At 36.8% G+C, this 23,780-nt stretch carries 20 protein-coding genes; 9 read left to right on the top strand and 11 right to left on the bottom strand.

Translation table 11 applies throughout. The features are described 5' to 3' along the window. Positions 1–38 precede the first annotated feature (38 nt). From ID741_RS18190 to ID741_RS18175, 4 genes are read left to right on the top strand one after another with little or no spacing between them, the layout of a single operon-like run. The gene (locus ID741_RS18190) at positions 39–680 is read left to right on the top strand and encodes a TetR/AcrR family transcriptional regulator (protein WP_438721086.1); all 642 of its coding nucleotides are present in this window, start codon (positions 39–41) and stop codon (positions 678–680) included. Continuing rightward, positions 670–870: a hypothetical protein gene (locus ID741_RS18185; protein WP_218327254.1), complete on the top strand. Its 201-nt coding sequence runs from the start codon at positions 670–672 to the stop codon at positions 868–870. The genes ID741_RS18190 and ID741_RS18185 overlap by 11 nt, the downstream gene beginning before the upstream one ends. 18 nt (positions 871–888) lie before the next feature. After that, positions 889–1,077: a hypothetical protein gene (locus ID741_RS18180; RefSeq protein WP_218327255.1), complete on the top strand. Its 189-nt coding sequence runs from the start codon at positions 889–891 to the stop codon at positions 1,075–1,077. Between the two features lie 30 nt (positions 1,078–1,107). Next, a complete protein-coding gene (locus tag ID741_RS18175) occupies positions 1,108–1,368 on the top strand; it encodes a hypothetical protein (RefSeq protein ID WP_218327256.1) in 261 nt (86 codons plus the stop codon). Positions 1,369–1,474: 106 nt separating this feature from the next. Here the strand turns inward: ID741_RS18175 and ID741_RS18170 are convergent, their stop codons facing one another. The 7 genes from ID741_RS18170 to ID741_RS18140 form a co-directional block, all read right to left on the bottom strand. Beyond that, positions 1,475–3,340, bottom strand: coding sequence for a PTS beta-glucoside transporter subunit IIBCA (locus tag ID741_RS18170; protein WP_218327257.1), 1,866 nt, complete (start codon positions 3,338–3,340; stop codon positions 1,475–1,477). Beyond that, entirely contained in the window at positions 3,333–5,045 is a 1,713-nt protein-coding gene (locus ID741_RS18165; RefSeq protein WP_438721085.1) for an alpha-glucosidase, read from the bottom strand. Before ID741_RS18165 ends, ID741_RS18170 begins: the two co-directional genes overlap by 8 nt. 51 nt (positions 5,046–5,096) lie before the next feature. Beyond that, complete coding sequence (locus tag ID741_RS18160; RefSeq protein ID WP_438721084.1) at positions 5,097–6,095, bottom strand: LacI family DNA-binding transcriptional regulator; 999 nt, start codon at positions 6,093–6,095, stop codon at positions 5,097–5,099. 221 nt (positions 6,096–6,316) lie between these two features. Continuing rightward, entirely contained in the window at positions 6,317–7,855 is a 1,539-nt protein-coding gene (locus tag ID741_RS18155; protein WP_438721083.1) for a hypothetical protein, read from the bottom strand. 435 nt (positions 7,856–8,290) lie between these two features. Then, positions 8,291–12,382: an LPXTG cell wall anchor domain-containing protein gene (locus ID741_RS18150; RefSeq protein WP_438721082.1), complete on the bottom strand. Its 4,092-nt coding sequence runs from the start codon at positions 12,380–12,382 to the stop codon at positions 8,291–8,293. A gap of 6 nt (positions 12,383–12,388) precedes the next feature. Continuing rightward, positions 12,389–12,772 (bottom strand): hypothetical protein, encoded by a 384-nt coding sequence (locus tag ID741_RS18145; protein ID WP_438721081.1) that lies wholly within the window; start codon positions 12,770–12,772, stop codon positions 12,389–12,391. A 971-nt stretch (positions 12,773–13,743) separates the two neighbouring features. After that, positions 13,744–14,232, bottom strand: coding sequence for a helix-turn-helix domain-containing protein (locus ID741_RS18140; protein ID WP_438721080.1), 489 nt, complete (start codon positions 14,230–14,232; stop codon positions 13,744–13,746). Positions 14,233–14,399: 167 nt separating this feature from the next. On the opposite strand from ID741_RS18140, the gene ID741_RS18135 reads away from it, so the two are divergent. Both ID741_RS18135 and ID741_RS18130 read left to right on the top strand, forming a co-directional pair. Then, the gene (locus ID741_RS18135; protein ID WP_438721079.1) at positions 14,400–15,119 is read left to right on the top strand and encodes a hypothetical protein; all 720 of its coding nucleotides are present in this window, start codon (positions 14,400–14,402) and stop codon (positions 15,117–15,119) included. Between the two features lie 15 nt (positions 15,120–15,134). Beyond that, positions 15,135–16,007, top strand: a complete 873-nt coding sequence (locus ID741_RS18130; RefSeq protein WP_438721078.1) for a GH25 family lysozyme — start codon at positions 15,135–15,137, stop codon at positions 16,005–16,007. Positions 16,008–16,316: 309 nt separating this feature from the next. Here ID741_RS18130 and ID741_RS18125 read toward each other — a convergent pair whose 3' ends face one another. From ID741_RS18125 to ID741_RS18115, 3 genes are all read right to left on the bottom strand, one after another. Further along, a complete protein-coding gene (locus ID741_RS18125; RefSeq protein ID WP_438721077.1) occupies positions 16,317–17,795 on the bottom strand; it encodes an MBG domain-containing protein in 1,479 nt (492 codons plus the stop codon). A gap of 102 nt (positions 17,796–17,897) precedes the next feature. Continuing rightward, entirely contained in the window at positions 17,898–18,947 is a 1,050-nt protein-coding gene (locus tag ID741_RS18120; protein WP_438721075.1) for a hypothetical protein, read from the bottom strand. Between the two features lie 228 nt (positions 18,948–19,175). Then, the gene (locus tag ID741_RS18115; protein WP_438721074.1) at positions 19,176–19,559 is read right to left on the bottom strand and encodes a hypothetical protein; all 384 of its coding nucleotides are present in this window, start codon (positions 19,557–19,559) and stop codon (positions 19,176–19,178) included. Between the two features lie 551 nt (positions 19,560–20,110). Here ID741_RS18115 and ID741_RS18110 point away from each other — a divergent pair. The 3 genes from ID741_RS18110 to ID741_RS18100 all read left to right on the top strand — a co-directional run bounded on the left by ID741_RS18110 (position 20,111) and on the right by ID741_RS18100 (position 22,466). After that, positions 20,111–20,866 (top strand): LytR/AlgR family response regulator transcription factor, encoded by a 756-nt coding sequence (locus ID741_RS18110; protein WP_218327268.1) that lies wholly within the window; start codon positions 20,111–20,113, stop codon positions 20,864–20,866. A gap of 190 nt (positions 20,867–21,056) precedes the next feature. After that, entirely contained in the window at positions 21,057–22,133 is a 1,077-nt protein-coding gene (locus ID741_RS18105) for a GHKL domain-containing protein (RefSeq protein WP_218327269.1), read from the top strand. A 132-nt stretch (positions 22,134–22,265) separates the two neighbouring features. Further along, positions 22,266–22,466, top strand: a complete 201-nt coding sequence (locus tag ID741_RS18100; protein WP_218327270.1) for a hypothetical protein — start codon at positions 22,266–22,268, stop codon at positions 22,464–22,466. Positions 22,467–22,523: 57 nt separating this feature from the next. Here the strand turns inward: ID741_RS18100 and ID741_RS18095 are convergent, their stop codons facing one another. Next, on the bottom strand, positions 22,524–23,609 hold the full coding sequence (locus ID741_RS18095; RefSeq protein ID WP_438721073.1) for a C39 family peptidase: 1,086 nt from the start codon (positions 23,607–23,609) through the stop codon (positions 22,524–22,526). Between the last annotated feature and the right edge of the window lie 171 nt (positions 23,610–23,780).

Raw genomic sequence — 23,780 nt, 5'->3', positions numbered from 1 at the left:
ATTATAGATATAGACCAACAGTCGAGAAAGGAGTCACCATGACACATACAAAAGATTTTGATCAAAAACGTAGCGAGATTTTAGATTGTGCACAACAATTATTTATTTCAAAGAGCTATGAACTTACCTCTGTCAACATGATTTTAAACGAAGTTGGCATCGCTAAAGGAACTTTTTATTATTATTTTAACTCTAAAGAAGAAGTAATGGATGCCGTGATCATGCGGATTGTTCTTAAGGATTTAGCATACGCCAAAGAAATTTTAGCTCGTAAAGATTTGTCGGCCTTAGAAAAATTATTAACTACCCTATTTACCAAACCTGAGACTGACGAGAAAAAAAACATTGTCAAAGAACTTCATCAAGCCAACAATGCCTTAATGAAGCAACGAGCATTACAAAGAACGATTGAACTAATTTGCCCGATTTATGCTGAAATAATCGCCGAAGGAAATGCGCAAAATGAGTTTTCTTCAAGCCAACCGTTAGCCGACAGCCAATTCTTAGTTGCTGGTGTTCAGTCTTTGCTGGACTTGAGTAATTTAAAAGATTCTAAGATTGAAATAAAGATCGAAAATATCGTGAACATATTATTTACTGTATTAAATATTAATCAGAACAACGTGGATCAGCAAACAATATTGAATAAAATTAAAGGAGGAAATAACAATGAAAACTAAAAAAATGGTAGTAATCGCAGGTATTGTATTAGGTTTAGGAGCGGCTTCTCAGATTGTTGAACACTCTGTCGATAAAACGGCTGTAAAAAATTATGTGGAGACTAATTTCACTGAACAAGACGATAACGAGACAAACTTTAATTTCAAAGACGAAGAAGAAAATACTTTTTTTGAATGGATTGGCTTTTAGTTTAAGGAGGAAATAACAATGAAAATTAAAAAAATAGTAGTAATCACAGGTATTGTATTAGGTTTAGGAGCGGCTTCTCAGATTGTCGAACATTCTGTCGATAAAACGGCTGTAAAAAATTATGTGGAGACTAACTTCACCGAACAAGACGATAATGAGACAAACTTTAATTTCAAAGACGAAGAAGAAAATACTTTTTTTGAATAGATTAGCTTTTAATTTAAGGAGGAAAAAACAATGAAATATCAAGAAATGGTCGAAAAAGTACACCAAATAACTGGTGAAAGTGCAGCTATCTGCAGCGAAATCATGGATAGCTATGAAAAATATTGCGCCCAAGAATTAAAACGTCCCTTTGCAAAAAAAATTACCCCGGAAATGATTGCTTGGATTGGTGCCAATACTGGTTGTGAAGCACGAACAGTCGAAAAAGTCATCACGGCTTTAATCAATACGCTTCGGGCTGGTGTGAAAGACAAGTTATTATTTAGAGCTTAAAAAACAACTGACCGTTGGAATGATCATTCCATCAGTCAGTTGTTTTTTTAGTTAATTCTTTTCTTCTTAGACACAATTAACCACTCTAAATTAAAACAATTTCGTTTTAAGATCCCAAAATCGGCAACACATAGTCTTGATTAAATTCTAAGCCTGAAATGGTCTCCTTAGTATCGGTAATAATCACCATAACTGTCGCGTCTTTTCCACTAGCTTCAAGCATTTTTAAATCAATGGTTCCAATTTCTTGACCTTGCTGAATCTTTTGACCTATTTCGATGTTTAACTTAAAAGGGGCGCCGTTTAATTCCACCGTATCAATGCCTAAATGAAGCAATAATTCCAAACCATCCGCTGTCACAATACCGATTGCATGTTTAGTCGGTGCAATCATGGTGATTGTTCCAGAAACGGGAGATTTGATGGTTTCTTCACTGGGAATAACCGCAAAACCTTCCCCCATCATTTTACTGGCAAAAACTTGATCATTCACCTCAGTAATGGGAATGATTTCGCCTTCAATTGGTGAATATATTTTTTCGTTTTGAGATTTTGTTTGTGTTTTAGCGACATTTTCTACTTTACTACTTTTTTTGATTACCAATAGATTGGTTAGGATAAAAGCTAAAATAAAGGTACCAATTCCCACTAAAACATAAGTAATAACTTGATAAGGATCGTAAATATACATCAAAGGCGATAATAAAACAGCTAATCCATAGCTATTGGCTTGGATGCCCAATAACGAAAGAACCATCCCACCAACCGCTGAGCTGGCTAACATAACTACGATCGCTTTCATCCCTGTCCGCATCACGACACCAAATAAAGCTGGTTCACTAACCCCTAACATTTGCGTGATTGTCGCGGAAATACCTGCTGTTTTGACTGAAGCACTTTTTGTGCGTAAAGCAATTGCTAAACAGACTGCCGCATTCGCAAAACCATACATAGCGCAAACCGTAATCAAAGGATTAAATCCAGTAGTCGCGATTAATGACGTTTCTATCATGATAAACATATGATGCATCCCCGTCATTACCGCAATCGGATATAAGAAACCGATAATCAAACCACCAATTCCTAAAGGTAAATGCAAGAACATTTCAATGACTTTTACTGCTTGTCCTTCAAAAGCATGGACGATTGGACCCAAGACAAACAATGCAACAAATACAGAAACTAAAATGACTACAAAAGGAGTGAAAATCAAATCCATTGCATTCGGCATAATTTTACGTAATTTTTTCTCCAATGTTGCACCAATCATACCAGTAATTAAGGCTGTCAAAATCGATCCCTGATAACCCACTAAAGGAATCATGCCAAACGCCATGATAGGTTCGGCTGTTCCACCAGCTACTGCATACGCATTCGGCAACGCTGGAGAAACTAGCATCAAACCAATTAAAAAGCCGATAATCGGTAAACCGCCTAATTTTTTAAAAGCTGACCAACAAATAAAAGCTGTTAAAAAACCAAAAGCCGTATCTGTTAAAACGGTCACGGTCGCATTCAACCATTCAGGAATACTATCAGCTGTCAGTCCCATCACTTTAAGAACGGTTTCATTAAACAGAACACCCTTCAACCCTAAAAATAGTCCAGTGGCACCTAAAATTGGGATGATTGGCACAAAGATATCGGCAATATTGCGCACGGCACGTTGTAAAAAGGAAGAATCATCTTTAGCCATTTGATCTTTGGAGCTCTCATTAAAGTTGTAAATGGATTGCATCGCTGCATAAACTTTATTGACAATCCCAGTACCTAAGATAATCTGGTATTGCCCGGCATTATAGAAGACGCCCTTAACTTCTTCGACTTCCTCAACTTGGCTGTCGTCAATTGCTTTACGATCTTTAACTTGTAACCGCAAGCGGGTGGCACAGTGAGTAGAGGAGACAATATTGTCTTCTCCAATCACCGCAACTAACTTTTCTGCAATCTCTTGATAGTTTGTTTTAGTCATGAGTAGGATCCTTTCTGATTACAACGGCTTGGTAAGGTTGTAGTAAGTATCTGCCAGCTCTTTCTTGCAACTGTGAATAATTGTTCAGCAAAATTTCACCTGACGTTTCAATTGCTTCGATTTGATTACTTAGATTTACAAAAACTTGAATGGTTTGATCTCCAATGCGTTCATAAGCAATCACAGCATCACTTGCCTCTATTGGTGCAAATTGACCATAAATCAGTGTCTCACAAGCACTAGAATGGTTTCTTAATTGAATCATTTTTTTGTAAAAAGCGAAAACAGAATCAGCTTGATTAACTTGCTGAGCAGCATTGATTTCTGTCTGGTCACCAGATAATTTCAACCAAGCTTGGTCAGAATGGTTAAAGCCGGCATTATCGGAAGCATCCCATTGAAAAGGCGTCCGACCATTGTCTCTTGAACGTTGATTAACAAAATTCATGGCCTCTCCTTCAGAAAAACCTTCCATTAATGAACGATGATAATTATCAATACTGGATACATCATTGAAATCTTCAATTGTTTCTCTTTGGAAATTCTTCATGCCGATTTCTTGTCCTTGGTAGATAAATGGGGTCCCTCTCAAAAAGAAGAACAACGCCCCTAATGCTTTGGCACCAATTTCATTTTGATAATTTTTATCGGTAATATATTTTGATAATGAACGGGGTTGATCATGATTTTCTAAGAAATTAGCCCCCCACCCACTAGCTTGAATCGCCATTTGACTTTTGAATAACAATTCTTTCAGATCCTGTGGTTGCCAATTGGTCTGGCGGAACCATTCACTGCCATTTTCCACATCGATATCAGCATAATGAAAATCAAAGATCATATTGAAATAGCCATCTTCGCCAATATATTGGTCAAACTCCTCATAAGTCACTCCAGGTGCTTCCCCAACGCTAACGTATTCATGTTTTTTAAAAGTTTCGGCATTTAATTCAGTTAAAAACTGTTCAATTCCAGGTCGGTTACGGGTTTTGTGCTTCACACTGCCAAGACCATCGCTGCCATCAATCGGTGCATCCCCATAATCCTGATCTTTTTTGATAAAGGTGATGGAATCAATCCGAAAACCAGCGATCCCTTTTTCCAACCACCAGTTAATCATCTCATAAATCTCGGCACGCAAGGCAGGATTTTCCCAATTTAAATCCGGTTGTCGCTTATCAAAGGTATGAAAATAAAACATATTTTCCTCATTTGGGACCGGCTCCCAGACACTACCACCAAAAATCGAACGCCAATTATTCGGCGGATTACCTTCCTTGCCTGCTTTAAAAATGTAATAGTCGCGGTAAGGACTGTCAGCGTCTGCTAAAGCAGTTTGAAACCAAGCATGTTCATCAGAAGAATGATTGACGACTAAATCTAAAATGATTTTGATATTTTTAGCTTTCGCTGCGGCAATCAGTTCCTCTAAATCTGCCATGCTGCCAAATTCGGTTTGAATACCTTTATAATCAGCGATATCATAGCCATTATCAACCATTGGCGAGGTAAAAATGGGACAAATCCACAACATTGTCACACCTAAATCAACTAAATAATCTAATTTTTGCGTAATCCCTTTAATATCACCAATTCCGTCATTATCACTATCATAAAAACTTTTCGGATAAATTTGATAAACGACTTCCTCTTTCCAAAAATTCTGTGCTTCACTTACTCGCTGCTCTTTTAATTTAATCGTCATTTTTTTCTCCTTCTTTGTGGTATCGATACCACATTTGCTAAAAAAATCTGGCTAAGCAGATTTTCGGGTAATTAAATTTAAAACTAATTCAGACTTGTCTAACTGATAAACTTTTCCTTCCATTTGGGCAATTAACCAATTAGTGGACTCTCTTCCTAAAGCATCCACCGGCTGTTGAATCGTGGTTAGAGGAACTGCCAACATACTAGTAAAAGGCTGATTATCAAAACCCATAATGGCTAAATCCTCCGGCACTGACTGACCTTTGGCTAAATATCTCTCTAAAATACCACTAGCCACTTCATCACTGCTAGTAAATACTGCATCAGGACGCCGGTCTTTCGGCAAAGCTAAAAGTTTATCCGCGACTTTTTTACCATCTTCAATCGTATGGACTTGCTTAAAAATCCACTCAATCTTCATTGGCAAATTGCTTTCTTGTAAAGCTTTTTCAAAACCTTCTGTCCGAGAATTTCCATGTCCGCCTCGAGTCAAACTCCCACCAGTACAATAAGCAATTTTTTTATAACCCTTTTGGATTAAATAGTTGGTTGCTTCAAAAGAGGCAGTCGCTTGGTTTGTATAAACTTGTGGCAACTTTGAGCCGGGAATTTGTTCATTGCATAAAACGATTGGACCATATTCGCGGTAAGCTTCGATGACTTTCGGATCACCTTCGATAGAGCACATAATTAAACCGGCAATGACCTGCTGCTTCAGCATTTCCAACATATTGGTCTCAGCCTTTTTATCATCATAAGTCTGCATTACCAACACATTGTAACCATGTTTTCTGGCATTTTTTTCAATCGAATCAACCAAATGAGCAAAAAATGGATTTACAATCCGAGAAACAAGAATCCCAATCATCGTCCCCTTTTTTGAACGTAATTGCATCGCTACTGAGCTAGGGGTATAATCCAACGCTTCCATCGCTGCCTGAATTCGTTTACGTTTATCTTCGGAAATATACGGATGATTATTTAAAAATCTTGAAACTGTCGAAACAGATAATCCTGCTTTCTTTGCAACATCTTTTATCGTTGCCAATATCTCACCGCCTTATGGTATCGATTTCATAAATATCATACTAAGATAAAAGTCGTTTGTCAACTTAAAAATATAAAAAATTGCTCGTCTCATTCTGTATCGACCATCATTCATCGGCAAGATTCCCTAATTTCTAATCTCTCGACAAAAAAATAACTCCTTAAAATAGATTTTCATCTACTTTAGGGAGCTGTCAATTTGAATCATTTGAAAAAATTAAATTATTCTGCAGCCCAATTAATAGTTGGCACAGTGATTTGTGGCACTACTGCTGTTAGTTCATCATCGGTTGAGATAGTTAAAACTTTTCCAATAATATTGGCTTGATTTTTATCATACTCAATATTTAAGTTTGAAATCAAGGTTTCTTTGATTTGGCTAATCATGTCATCAATATTTACTTGAGTCACTATATCAGCCGCATCAGCAGTAGGTGTGCGACCATCTGCTTCAAATAATTGTTCGTAATTTCCTTTTAATCCCATTTGATAGTAATCTAAGGCTGCCATCGTTTGACTGTCGTAGACTATTTCTGCCTTCATTTCATCAGTCACGATCGACTGATAAACTGATAAAGTCATCGTGTATTGATATAAATCACTCAAATTTCTCACAAAAACTAGATTGTCGAAGCTTTCTTGCAAAGTGGTATTGGCAGTATCAATTTTTGCTTGGGTGACTGTCGGATCAGTTCCCGCTGCAGCTAAAATCGTGACTGCATCTTGATAAGCCGCATTATAAGTATCCCATGTGTTGGTTGCATAGTTTTCTGCGACTAGATTATTTCCAGAAGCAGTGTTTGCTGCTGCCAATTTGTTGATGGAATTTTGTAAGGCTGTCGGATCTACTGACACTCTTAATGCCGAAATCGTATCTTCTAGGTTTTTTAATTGTGCATCTACTTGTGCTTGGGTCGCTGCAGCATCATTAAAAACTTTTTGTGCTTCAGTGATGGCTGTCGCTAAAGCTGCAGCCGTATCTGATGTGTAGATTGATTCATCATAATTTTGAGCTTCAGTTATTTTTGCTGATAAAGCTGTTTTATCTACTGTTCCTGGCGCTAAATTATTTAATGCCGTCTTGATTGCTTCAGTCGCTGCATCTACTTCGGCTTGGGTTGCTTTTTGATCAGCCGCCACTTTTTTACCAGCGGCAAGAGCTGTTGCTAAGTTTTGATATGTTGCCTCAGTGTAGTCATCTTTAGAGATGTTTTCCCCATTTGCGATTTCTGCATTCAATTCGTCTTTATCTACCACTTCGGTATTATTTCCAGGATTCGCTGCATAAAATGATACTTCTTCATTGGTCCAACCGATACTAATCAACGAATTGTGTTCAATAATAGAAGTCGTATACATATGGGCGCCAGCTTTAGCATTTTTATTATAGCTACGATAAACTGGATTGGTTTTATCAGTGTCGCTATAAAAAGCTTCTCCCTCTTGAATCCAGCCTTGTGTTTTCAACCAATCATATTCCGTTACGCTTTTCGTGTAAAAATGATCTCCAGTATGTTGATTGTATAGGCGATAAACTGCCTCTCCTTGGTCAGGTGTTGCCCAAGCGACTTCTTCGTATTTCCATCCTTGTGCCACAAGCCAATTTCTTTCACTTGTACTTTCAGTAAAAAAATGCTCACCGCTGTTTGGATTATAGACTCTAAATAAGTCATTGGTTGCTGCATCTGCTGCAGTACCGCCATAAATGACTAATCCCATTCCTACTATTGCACTAAAACCTAATAATTTTACATTTTTCATATTGGCTCACCTTTCAAAATTCGAAATAATTTTTAATGAAATTAGAATATCATAAAAGATTTTTTAACGGAATTTAATAGCTTGAAATTACAATCAAAAATTTTTTTTAAAAAAATAATAGATTGGTCATTTTTGTTGCAAAAAAATAACACTTTAGTACTTCGGAATTGCACTATTTAAAAATAAGTCTAGTGATTAGGAATCGATTCATTTAACCATGAAACCTCGACCTTTTTACCAAAGTCATCTGTATAAATAATACTATTTTTAAAATATAAATTTAGCTAATATAAAAAAAGCCTAAACAGCTTATGACTAAAACTGCTTAGGCTTCCAAAGAAAGAAAAATATATATAGTTCCATTGGTTTGGTTCTTCACAGATTGTCAGCTAACGGGGAGGTATAGCTGACAACTGTCCTCCCCAATGTAGCTAACTAATCTTTATCGGCTTTGGCTTTTTTACGTTTTTTCCATCCGCTAAAGCCAAGAGCGCCGATGATGCTGGCACCTAGTGCTTGATACCATGGATTACTGATATCGTTGGTTTGTGGCAAGGTCCTTTTGTTACTAGTTGATGGTAAATTATTGTTGGTTACTTGCACACCTGAGATGCGATTATCTCTCGGATCTTTGTTTGGATCCTTCACTGGTTTAATTACTGGTGGATCAATTTGTGGTATCGATGTTGGTTCACTTGGTTTGATCATAGTAATTTTCACCGGCTCAGCTGACGAAGTGATTTCATAATCTTTCTTCCCTTCTAACACAACACCTTCACCGGGATCTTTAAGTTGATTAATTGGTGTTGGATCAAATAGATCTGGTTTTTTCACATCATCAAAAGCTGTCGACTCATCAAAGGTTGGCGGTAAAACTGGCTCAGGGATCTCGTTAATCGTACCATCAGCATTTTTTGGATCCTCATTAGTTCCAGGGTCACCAACGTCCAATTCTGTTTTGCCAACATCAGTCATTGTTTCTAGTTCTGGTAGTGTTACGTCAATTGGTGTCACTTCTTCATTAGTAATATCGATGTTCTCAACTGGTTTAACCGATAAGTCTTCAACTGTCGGCAAAATAGGAAGTGCTTCTGGTTTAAGGTCGGTTACGCTAGGTACACTAAGAGCAGTATCTAAATCTTCCATCTCGACTGAGCCTAACTCAGCAGGTAGACTTAGTGGGCTTAGCGCATCCGGTTCAGGAATCGCCAAAGTCGGTTGCTCCACGCTCATCGGTGTTAATTTCAATTGCGGGTTCAGGCGCAGTGCAGGTTCCCCTTCCAGCGCTTTTGTTATCTGGGGATCTGCTGATGGAAAGTTATCGTTTAGTAGAAAATAGGTATAGGGAGATTCTTCATCCCATGAATAATTAGTTTCCCAATATCCAAAAGGGTCCTCACGAATTTCCTCTTTCTCAGCCTCAGACAAGCCGCTAGTAGCCCGTATAAGTCCATTCGCCAGACAAGTATTAAACGAGTCAAGAGTAGCTTGAGTGTTATCTTCAAACGCTGTTTTATATAAACCAGGAAATATATAGGCGCTGGCATTATTTTCATTGTTAGGCAAACTGCTTTTAAGAAATTTAACCCCTGTTCCTTCAATAATATTGTCAAGGTCAGCTCTGAAATCTATTTTAACCGCCATGAATGCATCACCATCAATACTCATCTGATTTTGCCAACCTTCTAGGTCAGCTGAAATTTCAGCTCGGGTACTTGCATACTTGGCTAACATGTTGTTCCAATCGTCCTCGGTCTTAACTTCACCCAGACCCTCTATTCCTAAACCAGTAAAATCAAAGTAATCTTTACCAGCAATAGGCTGTCCATTTTCCGTAAGTGCGGTAGCGTTAATGAAAGCTTTTGCTTTTTTATATGGCTCATAGTCGTCTGTAATTAGTGCCTCAGCCTTATCATGATAAATCTTAAACTCCACTAAATATTCTTTCAGCCTGGCTACTACTTTAAGATACGCCTGCAGATCCGTCAAGTTAGTATCACTTGTGTCAGTAGTAACAAACAACTTTTCAGCATCAGTAATGAAATCAGTTAGATCGAACGGATCTTTGTCTTCAGGTAGGACGGCATTATAGTCAGTTTGATATTTCTTGATGATTTTTATTTGTTCATCAAATACTTCTTTACTTGATACTAATACCTTTTGATACTCTGGCCACCACGTTTTTAATTCTGAAACTAAATCTTCATATGCAGCTAGTTGGGCGTCATCATCAACAGTATCCTGATTAATCGTTTGGTTTATTAGAATCTCAGTGTTAATCGGATAAGTATCAATAAACTCCATCAAAGGTTTGAAAGTTGTTTCATTAATTACTCCCATAGCTGCGACAGCGGCTTCATAAGCTCGCGTAATATCTCCGGTAGCACTCTCGATGTCTTCATTGTATTGTTGAATAGCCAAGATAGCAGCTGGTTGTAGATCCATCATATTCTTATGAGCTGCTTCAGCTGCTTTATAAGCTTGTTTCATGTCAGCCGCGTTAGCATCATTATTGAAGCTTTCGATTTCGGTTAAAGCTGTTTGATAGAGATCATTTGCTTTTTCAAGCTCATCGTTTAAATCATTTTCATAATAATTATTTGCAGCATCCAATTTGTCTTTCAGACCATCCGGGTCATTAATTTTATTGCCTAAATCTGTTAGAAGTTCCTCTAATTGCTCCTTTTGAGCCTCAATTGGGCCATAAAGTGATAATGCCTTGTTGTATTTTGCCTGAGCATCATTATATTGTTCCGTTAATTTTCCGTGTGCTATTTTTAGATCTTCGTATTGGTCCTCAATTATTGGTAATTCATCTTCTGCAATTTTTACTTGATCAAGCACAGCATCTCGTGCCCTTGTTGCCTCTTTAAACAAGTTGTAAACTTCAGTAAACTGTCCATGAACTATCAAATATTCATCTGAATGATCTTCTAACTGCTCTTCAAGTTCAGTTTTCGCCTTTTTTACCTCTCCCATTTCTGTATTTAATAGACCTAACTCTGTAGTCAATTCACCAAGGACTGTATTTAAAACCAGTATGTCTGCTTCCAAATTGGTTTTCGTGCCGGTCAAACTCTTAACTTTTTCTTTGGCGATAGCGTATTCTGCCATTGCTGCTCCATGATCACTTTTTGCTTTTTCGTAGGCTGCCTTAACTTCTGGGTAGTTTGTAGGAATTTTAGCGTTTATTTCATTATAAGAATTTACTAAAGCATCATATAGACCAGAGACTCGATTTTTCTCAGTTGTCAGCTCATTAAGCAGTTTTTGAATTCGGGCATGTTCATTTTTAACCTTAGAATATTGATCAGAAGCCGTTTGATAGTTTGATTTTAGTGTTTCATAGCTTGATTCAGCAGATTGTTTTTGCGCATTTAGATTATCATATTCTCTTTTAAGACTTACATATTGATTTTCTAAGGCGGTGAAGCTTTCAGTAGCTTTATCATAGTTCGTTTGGGTAGTCGTAAATTCAGCTACTAATTGATCATACGCTGCTTTAACCGGTTTATGCTTTTCAACAGTCTGATCATATAATTTAACATTTTCAATATAGACTGCATAAGCGCTTTCATATTCGGCATCGCCTTTAGCGTACTGGTCTAAAATTTTTTGCGCTGCATCTCGATTAGCCGCATAAATAGCCGCATCAGTCTCGAAAGCGCTTAACTGTTTCTCATAAGCAAGCTTGTTTTCATCATAAGACCTTTTATCTGAATTATAAGCTTCTGCTTCTTTTTGATAAGCAGCCTGAGCCTGATTATAGTCAGCTGTATTCTTTTCATAAACTGGTAATAATGCTTCGATTTTTCCAGTGGTTGATTGATAAGTAGCAACGATATCTTCATATGCTTGTTTAGTCTTTAAATAGCCGTCCCTCAACTGATTGTATCCGGCAATTTGGCGATTATACTCACCAATTTGACCTTCTAAACCAGATAGTTCTCTATCATAATTCTCCATTTGAACCTGATAAGAATCCTTAAGGTTCGCTAGGTCATCGTATTCCCCCTCATAACCCTCTTTTATGGAAGTATAAGCCGCTAAGCTGCTTTGATAAGTCTGATTGAGCTCAGCCACTTTAGCATTGAGTTCAGCTTGTTCCCCTAAAGCTTGATTATATTCTGCTAATGCTTTTTCGTACAGCCCTTTTTTTCCATTATAGTCAGAAAGGTTCGATTGATAACGTCCTTGACTTATCTGGTATTCGCCTAATAGTTTATTATAATCAGTCACTAAACCTTTATAATCACTTTGCTTCTTTTCATAAGCTTTTTTAGCATCCTTATAATCACTTAATTTTATTTTATAGATAGCTTCGGCTGTCTGAAAAGCGTTTTGCAAATCGCTTCCTTCTGCTACACTAGCTTTTAAATTATTATATTCCTGTAAAGCCGCTAAATATTGACCTTCTTGCGTTTGCAAGGTTGATTTTGCATCTTCAAATGGCGCTATTAAACCTTCATAAGCATCTTTGGCAGCCTTATATTCAGGATTCATTTCCGTATATTGTTTGTTAAGCAAATTAAATTATTCTTCAATATCATCATAATTTCCCCTAGCTTCCTCATAGGCTCCCTTTAGACCAAGATATTCGTCTTCTGCCTCCTTAAGTTTAGTCAATTGCTCCTCATAAATCTTTTTGGCTTCAGCAGCTTTTGCATATAAGGAATTTTCTTCAGTAGTGTAGCTTTCGTAAGTCTCTTTTTTCGTTTTATAATCATTATAAGCATTAACATAATCAGTGTAAGCTTGCGGAAGTTCACCACTTTCACTTTGATCATTTGCTAGCTTCTCTGATTGAATATTTTGAGTCACAGCTGCAAGGGCACTGACAGGCGTTCCTAACATGGCAATCAATGTCGTTGAATAAAGCATCCCTTTCCAATATTTTCTCTTTCTTTGCGTGTTCATTCTAATCCCCCCCGTTTTTAAAAAGCATCTCCCATCTTAGGAAAGATGTTCAAAAAAACTAATGTAATTTTTATATTATAATTATAACATCCATTTATTAATTATTCAAAATAAATAAAATATTTTGTAATATATAACGACATAAAATATCCTTTTAAACCAATATTTATGGAATATCGGTATCGAATTGTAATAAAATGTTGTCAGAAATAAAAAAATAAACCTTTTAAATAATCGGTATAATTAATTAAATAAATAATTAATCTCTTCATTTTAGACAAAAAAGCAAAAAATATATTCAAAATAAAGATTTATTATTACGTTTAAAACGAGACTTCATAATCGGTGGGTCTTGTGGATTACTTTGAACCTCAAACAATCTTAAAAAAACTAAATAGGGATAAATATATAACGTAATCGTTTGTTTTTTAAGAATTTATCAAAAAAAAAGACCTCGATCGTATGTGATCGAGATCTCTACTAGCTATTTCCCAGCAAAAAATATTTATTAATAAGTGTGCCACTCCCCTTATCCCACATATTTATTTTTTCCTCTTGATACTTTTCAAAATTTTTTTACACCTGATATCTAAGAAAAAACTAAAAATTTTACTTGAAAAAGTACCAGTTAGATTGGTTAACCTCAGCTGATTCTTATGAGTATTTTTCACTTGTTTAATCATTCATCTGTTATTTTTGAGAAGCTTAAGCAAAAAACCTCACTCAGTAATTCAGCATGAACTAAATTATCTATAATTACTCACCTCCTTTTCATCTATCCTCATCTTATTCCGTTTATTTTTTCAGTTCGTTTTAGTTATCTTTTAAAACGATTTTCATGACAGTAAATCAATTTCCGCAACGATCTGACAATAGGCGTGGCTATCCTTTTTTTATTCCCTAAGAATTTTTACGAATTTTAGTTTATTAAGGATTATTTCTTAGAAAAATGCTGATATCAGCTCATTTTTTTAATCTTCATAAAAGTAAGATCCTAGTCGTTTGGCTAGTTGTTTGCGCCAGTAAAAAATGGTGCTGCGGCTAACCTGATATTGGTCGGCGATTTCTTGGATACTACGCCCAGCCAACCAGCGTTCTTTTAAAAATATTTGTTCACCACGAGAAAGCTTGGGCCAATTGATGGTTAAAAATAACTTTAATTGGCTTTCAGCTTCAGGATTATTGATGGGTTCTTGGTATCGGTCATAGCTTCGTTCTTTAATCTTTTGCTGACGCAAATTTTTCCGCTGATGGTCTCTGACTTGCCAACATAAATAACGGAACATTTCTGGCAAATTAACTTCTTCTCGGGTTAAACAACGCTGAAAGAATGCCAGCTGCAACTGTTGGAAATAATCTTCGTAATCGGGACTGAAGGGATACACGCGACTGACATGTAATACCTTGTGAAATAGACCTTGGTAATTTTTTAGGGCTGTTTCGATTTCTGCTCTTTCCACAATGCCTCCTGTAATTATTTTCTCCGGCCGGGTACTCATAATTTAGAAGCGATTGCCGCCTTTTCCTAATTTAGAACTTGCTAAATTCTTAGTATTCTTACCTGATATGTCTTGCCAAAAAAGTGTTTAGTAACTTCTATAACAAACCTAAAGGAGTTGATCAATCAATGAAAAATGGACCCTATGGCAGTTGTAATACTGACATTTTGGATTGCAATATTGCCAGTCCTGTGTGGGATTTCTATCTTGAGAAAGCCACCCTTTTTCACCAAAATAACCGGTGTGAGATCCACGCTGTGTTGCCTGTGCCAAATAGTTTAGACACTTTGTTTTTATGTAACGACACGCTCGCTTTCACTAGTCAAAAAAGCTTCAAAGTATTGTATGAGCATTTTTTTCGTGATAGTTTCTTAGATTATCATATCGTCTGTAAAACCGTTCGAAAGTTTCAGCAGTTTCCCCAATACAAAGTCCCGATGACTGATGGGCATCAACTTTTAGTTCCACTGGAGAGTCCGTGGGGAGCGGCGATTTGGTTGAACCCTTTGAAAATTTATCAAATCCATGAAAACCCCCATCAGACTTTGATTGAGTTTGAACAAGGACCGTTGATTGTTTCGACTTTACGGAAAAGGAGTTTGAGATGGTTGAGCTTGGAGGCTTTGCTGCTATTTGCTGTGATGCGAAGGGATTTTGCCTTTTGTCCACGGGAATTGACCGACTTAAAAAAGAATCTGCCTGATTGTGGACACTCCCCTTTTTTGCAAACTATTTTGTTGGCCTTACCACGAGATTGTCAGCAGCTTCCCTTGAATAAATTCTCGCAAACATATTTCACGGAAGCTTTTAAATGGCATTACAACGCTTTGACTAGTGACCCAAATTAAGAAAGAAGGAATAATATGAAACCATTAATTATCGACATCAGCGAATGGCAAGTCCCAGCCAAAATGAATTACGCCGCTTTAGCCAAACAGATCGACCATGTAATCGTCCGCATACAATACGGCTCGGCTTATTTAGACAAACACTACGTTAGCCATATCAAAAATTTCCAAGCCTGCGGTATTCCAGTGGCGGTCTACGCCTTTGTCCGTGGGATCAACCATCACGATATGGAACACGAAGCACAGACTTTTTATCAACGAGCAAAAGAATTTCAGCCAACATTTTACTGGTTGGATGTAGAAGAAGTGACGATGGCAGATATGCGAGGTGGTGTGGAGGCCTTTCGTCGAAAATTAAAAGATTTAACTGGCGCAAAAGTGGGGGCTTATATCGGGCATCACCTGTACAAACAACTAAATCTCGTCACCGAAAACTTTGACGGTATCTGGTTGCCAACTTACGGACGAGACACTGGAACTTATCAAGGGGTCAATCCGTCAGTCACACAAAGATACGACCTCCACCAATATACTAGCCGTGGACGGTTGAACGGATATAACGGAGATCTGGATCTCAATCGTTTAACTGGGCAAAAGAATCTTAATTATTTCACCGGGGAACCACTAAAAGATCTCCAATGGGGCATCAGTGAACCCGGGCATTTCAAACTCCACAGCGCTATTCATTTACGCTGCGCACCTACGACAAATGCCTTGAAAATTGCGACATTAAAAGCCGGCGAAGTCCTCAAATACGATGCCCTCGCTCACGAAAACGGCTATGTTTGGCTGAGACAGATTCGCCAAGATGGCACCTTCGGCTATCTCGCCACCGGAAAAAGCGACGGACAAAAACGAACTGAAGCACCGTGGGGTACTTTCTTTTAAGTTATTGAAAAGTGAGAGACATTCAATAATTCTCTCCAGTTATTTTTAATAGATATTTAATATCCTAAAGTATTCCAACTAATTTTTGAAAAGATAGCTTATCAATATGCAACGGATAATAATTATTGATGTACTTGAATTGTGTGCTAGATTTTTAAACAACAACAAACAAGCAGTTAGACAAGAGAGTTGTCTAACTGCTTGTATTGGTCTATTGATAAACGCACCTGATCAGAAATGTTGAGAGATCTATTCCCTTTCAAATCAACTCTTGATTATCGTAAAATAATTAGAGGTTCACTTTTGTATTTACTTCCCGTAAAACCCAACACCCTCAGAGCGCCAACCTTCACGAACTAAACCAGTATTTTCAGTTGTACTCAACGTATAATGATGAGATCCCGCATCTTGCGCATTCGGATTAAATACACGATAGATCGGAATTTCTGTATCTTCTGATGCATAGAATGCAATGCCTTCTTTATTCCAGCCAGCTTCTCCCACTGAATCATATTCTCCTTGGTCTAAAGTATAGAAATGTTCACCAGAGTTTGGATTGTACAAACGATATGCTACTTTCCCAGTTTTTTCTCCACCATACCAGCCAATGCCTTCGTCTTGCCAACCTTTATTGATTAAGCCTTGAGCTTCTGACTGGCTCAAAGTATATAAATGTTCGCCGTTGTTTTTGTTGTAAACACGATAAAGGGGTAATCGATCTGGATCACTTGGTTCTGGAATAGTCTGTTCCTTAACGATCAAACTTCCTGAACCATAGGTCACTGCGTAATTATTGACTATTTCTGTTTTGATACCGGGATTCAAAGTGATGCAAAATGTTCCCGCTGTTTTTCCATCACTTTCGTAGTTGGCAGAAGGTAACGTGCTGAATAAATCAGTTTGTGTTTGCCCTGCCACAAATCCATCATAATTAATTGTTGCTTCTGGTAAAGCTTCTCCTTGTTGGAGGGTAACATCTTCCACCGTCACTGCTAGTGGTTTCTCACTGATAGTGAAGCTTCCTAATAAAACATCGGCTGCCCCGTAGTTTTCGGTTTCCTTTGTCCGAGCATAGACTTGGTATTCACCAACATTGGTAGAAGTAGACTCATTTCCATCTTGCTTGATGATAGTGTCGATTTCCCCTAATTCTGGGATGTCGCTAGTGATTTCAATGATTGGTTGTGCGTCGTTGTAGACATAATTTTCTTCAATCGTTCCTTTGAAGTCTGTTGCTACTGGTTGAGGTTTATCTGCTATGGTAACTTTTCCGTTAGTAATAAAATTAGCGCTGTTAAAATTCGTATTCTCACCAACAATGATCTTAATCTGATAAGTGCCGGCTTCTTTCATAGTCGCTGTCACTCGACCATCTTTGACATATCTCACTTTATAATTGGTTAAAGTCGTATCTTTTGGTTTAATTTGATTGTTAATGTTCCAACCTTCACTGCGATAAGCAATATTGGTGGTGGTTGGATAGGTAAAGTCACTTTTTGTCGGTGTAGCTTTATTGATGGAAAATGTGATGGCGTCTGTCGACTGGTAAGCTTGATAAATATCCCCACCAGCTGTCTCAAATTTTGCTTGGTATTCTCCTACTTGAGTTGGCATCTCATCACGATAATTATTACTTCCAGCATCGGCATATTTGAGGGTTATTGCGCCAAAATCCTGTTGGTTATAGCCTTCAATATCGCTTTCACTAATCCCTTGAGGTTGACCATTATAAGTAAAATTAGCAGAATCTCCAGTCAACTGACCACTGTCGACAGTTTTTCGATTCACTGTGACACCATCTACTTCAAAGAAACCTGAGTTGTCATCATTTTGATAAGCGATTCCTGAGACGCCGTTGCGGTATGCCCAGTTTACGGTTGGTGAATAAGATTACGTAGTATCAGGGGTTACTACCAGGTCTTCTTTTGTCCCAATATCATAAATCTCTTTAGTTTTGTTTCTTTCAATCACAATCGCTTTTTCTTTTGGACCATCCCAATTTGAGAAGTTATCTGCTTTGTAAATTGAATCTATACCACTAATTTTTTCATTGTAGATAACGCCATTGGTTGTGTTTAGTGTTGCTTGATTACTTGGGTCACTTCCACTTAAGTAGATATTGTTGCCATTGTAACTAGAATCCGTGACTTTGTTGTCGACAATTTGACCGCCATTCATGTTTATTATAGAAGTATCTACATATATTCCTCCGCCGTGCTGGTTTGAGCTATTATCGCGGATGCTTCCACTATTTACATTTATTGTGGAGGAACGAGCATGAATACCTCCACCGTAAAAACCTTCTGATTTATTTTCACTAATTGTTCCACCATTTATGTTCACTGTGGCATTACTAGCAAATATACCTCCGCCACCACTTACCCCACTATTTCCTCTCGTAACCTTACTACCATTATTCAAATTAAGTGTTCCATTACTGTCAACATAAATTAGTGAACCGTCACTTACTGTATCCTCACCATCTAACGTCACATCTTCCAGCGTCAAACTGGCATTATTATAAACTACGAATACTGCATTACTCCCTCTCGTTATCTTAGTATTTCCACTTTCTGGTTTCAGCAAAATATGACGATCACTTCCTGACACAGCAATTCCATTAACTAAATTAATCGCATCACCTAAAATAATCTCCACAGGATGCTCTACAGTACCACCTGTAGCATTTGCAATTGCCGTAACTAATCCAGCTTCTGTCGCGATTGGTTCCGCCACTTGCAGCGTGATAGGCGTTCGCAGCATTCCTAATTTCAAAGATTTATTCATTAAACTTCCTGTTCCTACTTGATTACTTGTATCTTCTTCCGCATATACCGGCAAACTCCCTAAAGCTATTTGGCTGACTAATAAGATTCCTGCACTGACTTGGATGAATTTTTTGCTATGAGTAACTAAATGATGATAATGTTTTTTTATCATTATTTTTGCTCCTTCCCTCTCAGTTCATTTAGTTTAATTATAGCAAATCCTCCCTGACAAAAATACATAAATTATTCTATTAAAAGTAAAATTATTTGATTTAGCGCATTTTTATGATGGTTTGTCTGTAAATGTTTTATTTTTTTGAAATTGATATTCTTTTGAAAATTATATCTCTAAAATAAAATAATTGTTTCTGTTTGTTATTTTAATCGTTAATATAAAGTCCTATCCGCTTAAAAATAAAGCTTGTCGATCCCTTTTTTTCAAAATTTCCCCGAGGATTTTGACAAAGATATATAAACGCACCAATTGACGGTACTTTTCCATTAACAAATGCCATTCTCCTGCGGTGAAATATTCTCCGAATTGATAGATCGAAACCGCCAACTTTGGCGTAGCCGGTTGATTAAAATAAATTTCCCTAACCACGGGATACAATGGCAAGTCTAACTTATCCGCTGCTAATGCCCGTCTAATAAGTAATGCCTCCGCAAATTTCAAGCACAAGGCAAAATTCATCGTATGCTGATAATACTTAGTCACTTGTCGTTGGATTTTTTGATAATCACGATTAAATAGTTGACGGCAAGTGAAGAGATGCTTTTTCATAAGTTTTTCTCCTCATTTTTTCCTCTTACATCTAATAACGAAAGTTTTTGAAAAAAAGTCCAAAAAAATATTTAACCAATTTTACTTTGCAGGATAAATCATTTTTATTGGATATTTATTTAAAATAATATTTTCTGCAATTTTTTGGCTAGGATAAAAAAATATTTGCTTTAAAATGGGTTAAATTTTGCTGGCAGCGATTTTCCTTTTCATGATTATTTTATTTGTTTATAATAAAATCTCTCAGTTTTACTAATTCAATTTTTATTTACTTCAAAAAAATAAAAAAATTGTTATAAATATTTTTAGCCAAAATCATTTCAATTAACCATTAGCCAAGAAGGCCTTTATGGTAGAAAATACCTATTTAGTGCTTCTCATTTAGGAAATTATTGCTTATATTTCTAACAAAATATCTATTTTGACGTTTTAAGCTGAAACTTAAAAATAATTAGAAATAATGATAATTTTTTAAAATAAAGGTCTTTATGTCTTTACCGGCTTCAAACATATGCTATGTTGTTGATACAAGATACTTAGGGGGTCATTTTTTGAGAATCTTTATAATTGAAGATCAGTTTATCTTTAGAAAGAAAATCATTGATTTAATCCATTCTGCCAGTGCCCATCCTTTTGAAATAGTCGAGGTGCTCAATGAACGAACCTTTTTTCAAGAAATCGAAAGAATGGATATTTATTCGACTGATTTGTTCTTTATTGATATTGATCTTAATTTTTATTTGACGGGAATTGATTTAGCAGAGGTTATTCGGGGTAGAAATAGAGAATGTGGCATTGTTTTCTGTACTTCTTTTGAAGATAAAACCATCGAAATTGTCAATCGTCAAATTCTTCCTTTAGGCTACTTAGTGAAAGATAAGAATCGGGGGTTGGTGCAGCAGGATTTAGCGCGGATTCTTCAAAAATTTGTAACAAATACGCAAAAAGATGCCGGAAGTCATCTTAAACTTATCATCAATCAAGGGCGTGAAAAAACCATCATCAATGAAGCAGATATATTTTACATAGCGACTATTCCTAGTCATAGAAATACACTTACTTTGCGTTATCAGCAGCAAGAGATCCTGGTTCCTGGTAAATTAAGAACCTTAAAAACAGAATTGAAAAGTCCCTTTTTCATAAAAGAATTGAAGTCTTTTATCTTAAATATCAATAAAATCGAAAAACTATATTCCACAGACGGTCTGGTACAATTCATCGATCAAACAATTTTAGATATCGGTTTGGTGGGTACTAAAAAAGTGCAGCAGTTTTTACGAGAGGAAAATAGTGATGTCTCCGGGTAATTCGATGGCGCTGGCTTCTTTGTGCAACATTGTACTGTTGTGGACTTTCATTGATCAAATGTTTATTTCCAGAAAATCCAGCTATCTGCTTAATGTTTTGTGGTTAGGTAATTTTTTTTTCTCTTTATTAAGCCAAGAAATTTCGGCTTTTCTAATTTTTTATTTTCTTTTTCTACTGGAATTAATATTGATGAAACGTTATTTGTCTAATTGGTTACTGCCGGCATTGATCTTGATTTTTCAATATGCCTTAATCGTGTTTGTCCGACTGATCACTTATTATCTCCCAGAATATATTATGATAGGCGTCAATTTCAATTCTGGGAAAACGCTGTCGCTACTAGCGTTTATTCAAGTGAGTTTATTGTTAGTGTTATCACATTATTTGGTTAAGTTAGACAAAAAATATCATGTGGTCGGCTCACTAAAGGAGATGCCAAAATCATTTTTTCTATCAGGTATCAGTCTGTTTATCCTATTTATTATTTTAATGACTTTGCTCACTTTTTTTTCGATTTTTGGACCATTCACCTTACTTTTTTTACAGCTGCTCTTGATTTTTTCGATTGCTACTCAGACTATTTCAGTCTTTACTTTAAGGAGCAAAGTTTATCAAAAAAATGCCTATTTAAAAGCCTTAAAACGTTCCATGAAAGAGGAGCAGGAAAATTACGAGTTGGCTAGAGAGTATCGACATAATTTTCGTGGTATTTTATTAGGTCTCAATGAATATTTAACTAGCGAAGATCTATCTGGCGCAAAAGATTATTTGCTTCAAACTTTGGCTGATTCAGAGGACTATTTTAAAGAGTATCGCTATAAACAGTTAACTGAGATTCGAAATGCCGCGATTCGCGGCGTATTGTCTGATTTTATCAATCATTGTGAAGAAGATCATATTTATCTAGAATTAAAGATTTTTGACCAAGGTACGGACCTTCCTATCTCTCAAATTGAATTGACGCGTTCCATTTCGATTGTGTTAAACAATGCCCTTGAAGCAGCTGTGATGGAACCGCAAAAGTATATTTACGTCGAACTACAAAATACAGCAACCAATTGGCAAATGACGGTGACTAATCCCTCCACCCTGAACCAGTCAAACATCACTACTTTGCTCCAAAAAAATTACTCTAGCAAAGAAAATCATAGTGGTCTGGGCTTGTTTCAATTGAATAAGATTAGTCGGAAGTACGCTGATTTTTCATTAACGATTGATAAATCCCCCGACCAATTTACCGTCGACATTACGATTAAACAAGTTTAAATTCAGTGTAATCTCAAAGACTTTTAAAATTTTTTTGATTGCACAAACCCTTATGAAAGCGTTATCAATTTACGTATTTACTGACTATAGTTTGTTACACTTTTTACATATTCAATACGGGGAGTGGAACAAATGTTAACCATCAATTTAAAAGTAGGTACTTATGTAGAAATCAAAAAATTCGAGTATGTCTGTTACGAGTCGGGAAAAATGCTAAATAAGGCTGATTTTGATAAATTTACACTTCAGCCTAATCTTACTTATAATTTCCAAGGGGAAAACTATGTCTCTATCTTAGGATCTGAAATCATGTTTTTAGAATTAAATAATTAAATAGATCAATCACAAAAAAGCTGAACCTTTCATTATGAAAAGTTCAGCTTTCTTTGCTTAATTAATTGTAATTGCGCGACCATCTTTTTCAGCGTTGTATTGACCGACCGTGATCCATGCTCTAGCACCATTATCGTACTTCATATTTTTACCACCGCTGCCTGCACCATCATCTGCTGAATAGTACAACGGATCATAGACTAAAAATTTGCCATCTTGATAACCAGCAATGACTTTACAATGATTGCGATTGGTATCGCTATCGACTTGGTAAGATGAAAAACCATAATATAAAACTGGTTGTCCGCTTAACACGCGATTGATAATTTGGGTCGTACTTTCCCCAGAAATATCGACTGTATTGCCGCCAAACGTTTGACCATATGTGGCTAGTGCATTAGGTTTGATAACCCAGCCGAAGCCTTGACCGGTGTATACGTCGCCCTTTTGTCCATCAGGATTAGCCGGATACATCGGTAAGTTATTTTGCATTGTTTTCGGATCAGCATTGATCCCTTTTGATCCAAGTATCATCGATAAAGCCGCTGAAGCACAGCCCCATGGTGCTTTTACTGGGACGTATTGGCTCACATAAGGTACTTCTGCGATAAAACTTTTAGTCGTAACTGTTGAAGCGCCGCCGGAAACAAACCAAGAAGTCCCTTCATTTTTCCAGCCTTGACTAACTAAACCATCCCGTTCACTTGCTTCTAAAGTATAATGGTGGCTACCTGCATCTCGTGCATTAGGATTATAGACCCGATAAACTGCTTCACCTGATTCTGGTGTTTTCCAAGCAACACCTTCAGCGTGCCAACCATTTGCGACTAAATTTTGTTGCTCGCCGCTATCTTTTGTATAAAAATGTTCCCCTGAATTAGGGTTGTAAACGCGGTACAAATCATTCCCGCTACCGTCAATCTGCATACTAATCCCTTCGTACACCCAGCCGATACCCATCAGGTTATCTCGTTCACCTGAATCTAGCGTGTGTAAATGTTCTCCCGAATTCGGATTATAAACCCGATAAATTGGTACCAAAGTATTGGCAAGTGTTACTTCTTCTGCATCAGCCGCCTGTGCACCAATAGCCAATAACCCAAACGCCGACAATGATAACCATAACCATTTGTTCTTCTTCATATAGCTCCTCCTTTTTATACCATAACCAATGGAAGTCGGAAATATTTTATTAAAAATAACCACTAAAATTTAGGATTATGCTTTAATTGATTCAGCTCCTAACCACATTTTAACGAATCCAAAATGAAAAATCAAAATTAAATCCAGTTATTTTTCAAATTTATTTAACTA

Origin of the sequence: Enterococcus sp. AZ103, from assembly GCF_051714685.1 — a bacterium.
In the GTDB taxonomy this organism is placed as follows: Bacteria; Bacillota; Bacilli; order Lactobacillales; family Enterococcaceae; genus Enterococcus_A; species Enterococcus_A alishanensis.
Note: the sequence above shows the minus strand (reverse complement) of the source record. Positions and strands in the feature narration are given on the sequence as shown.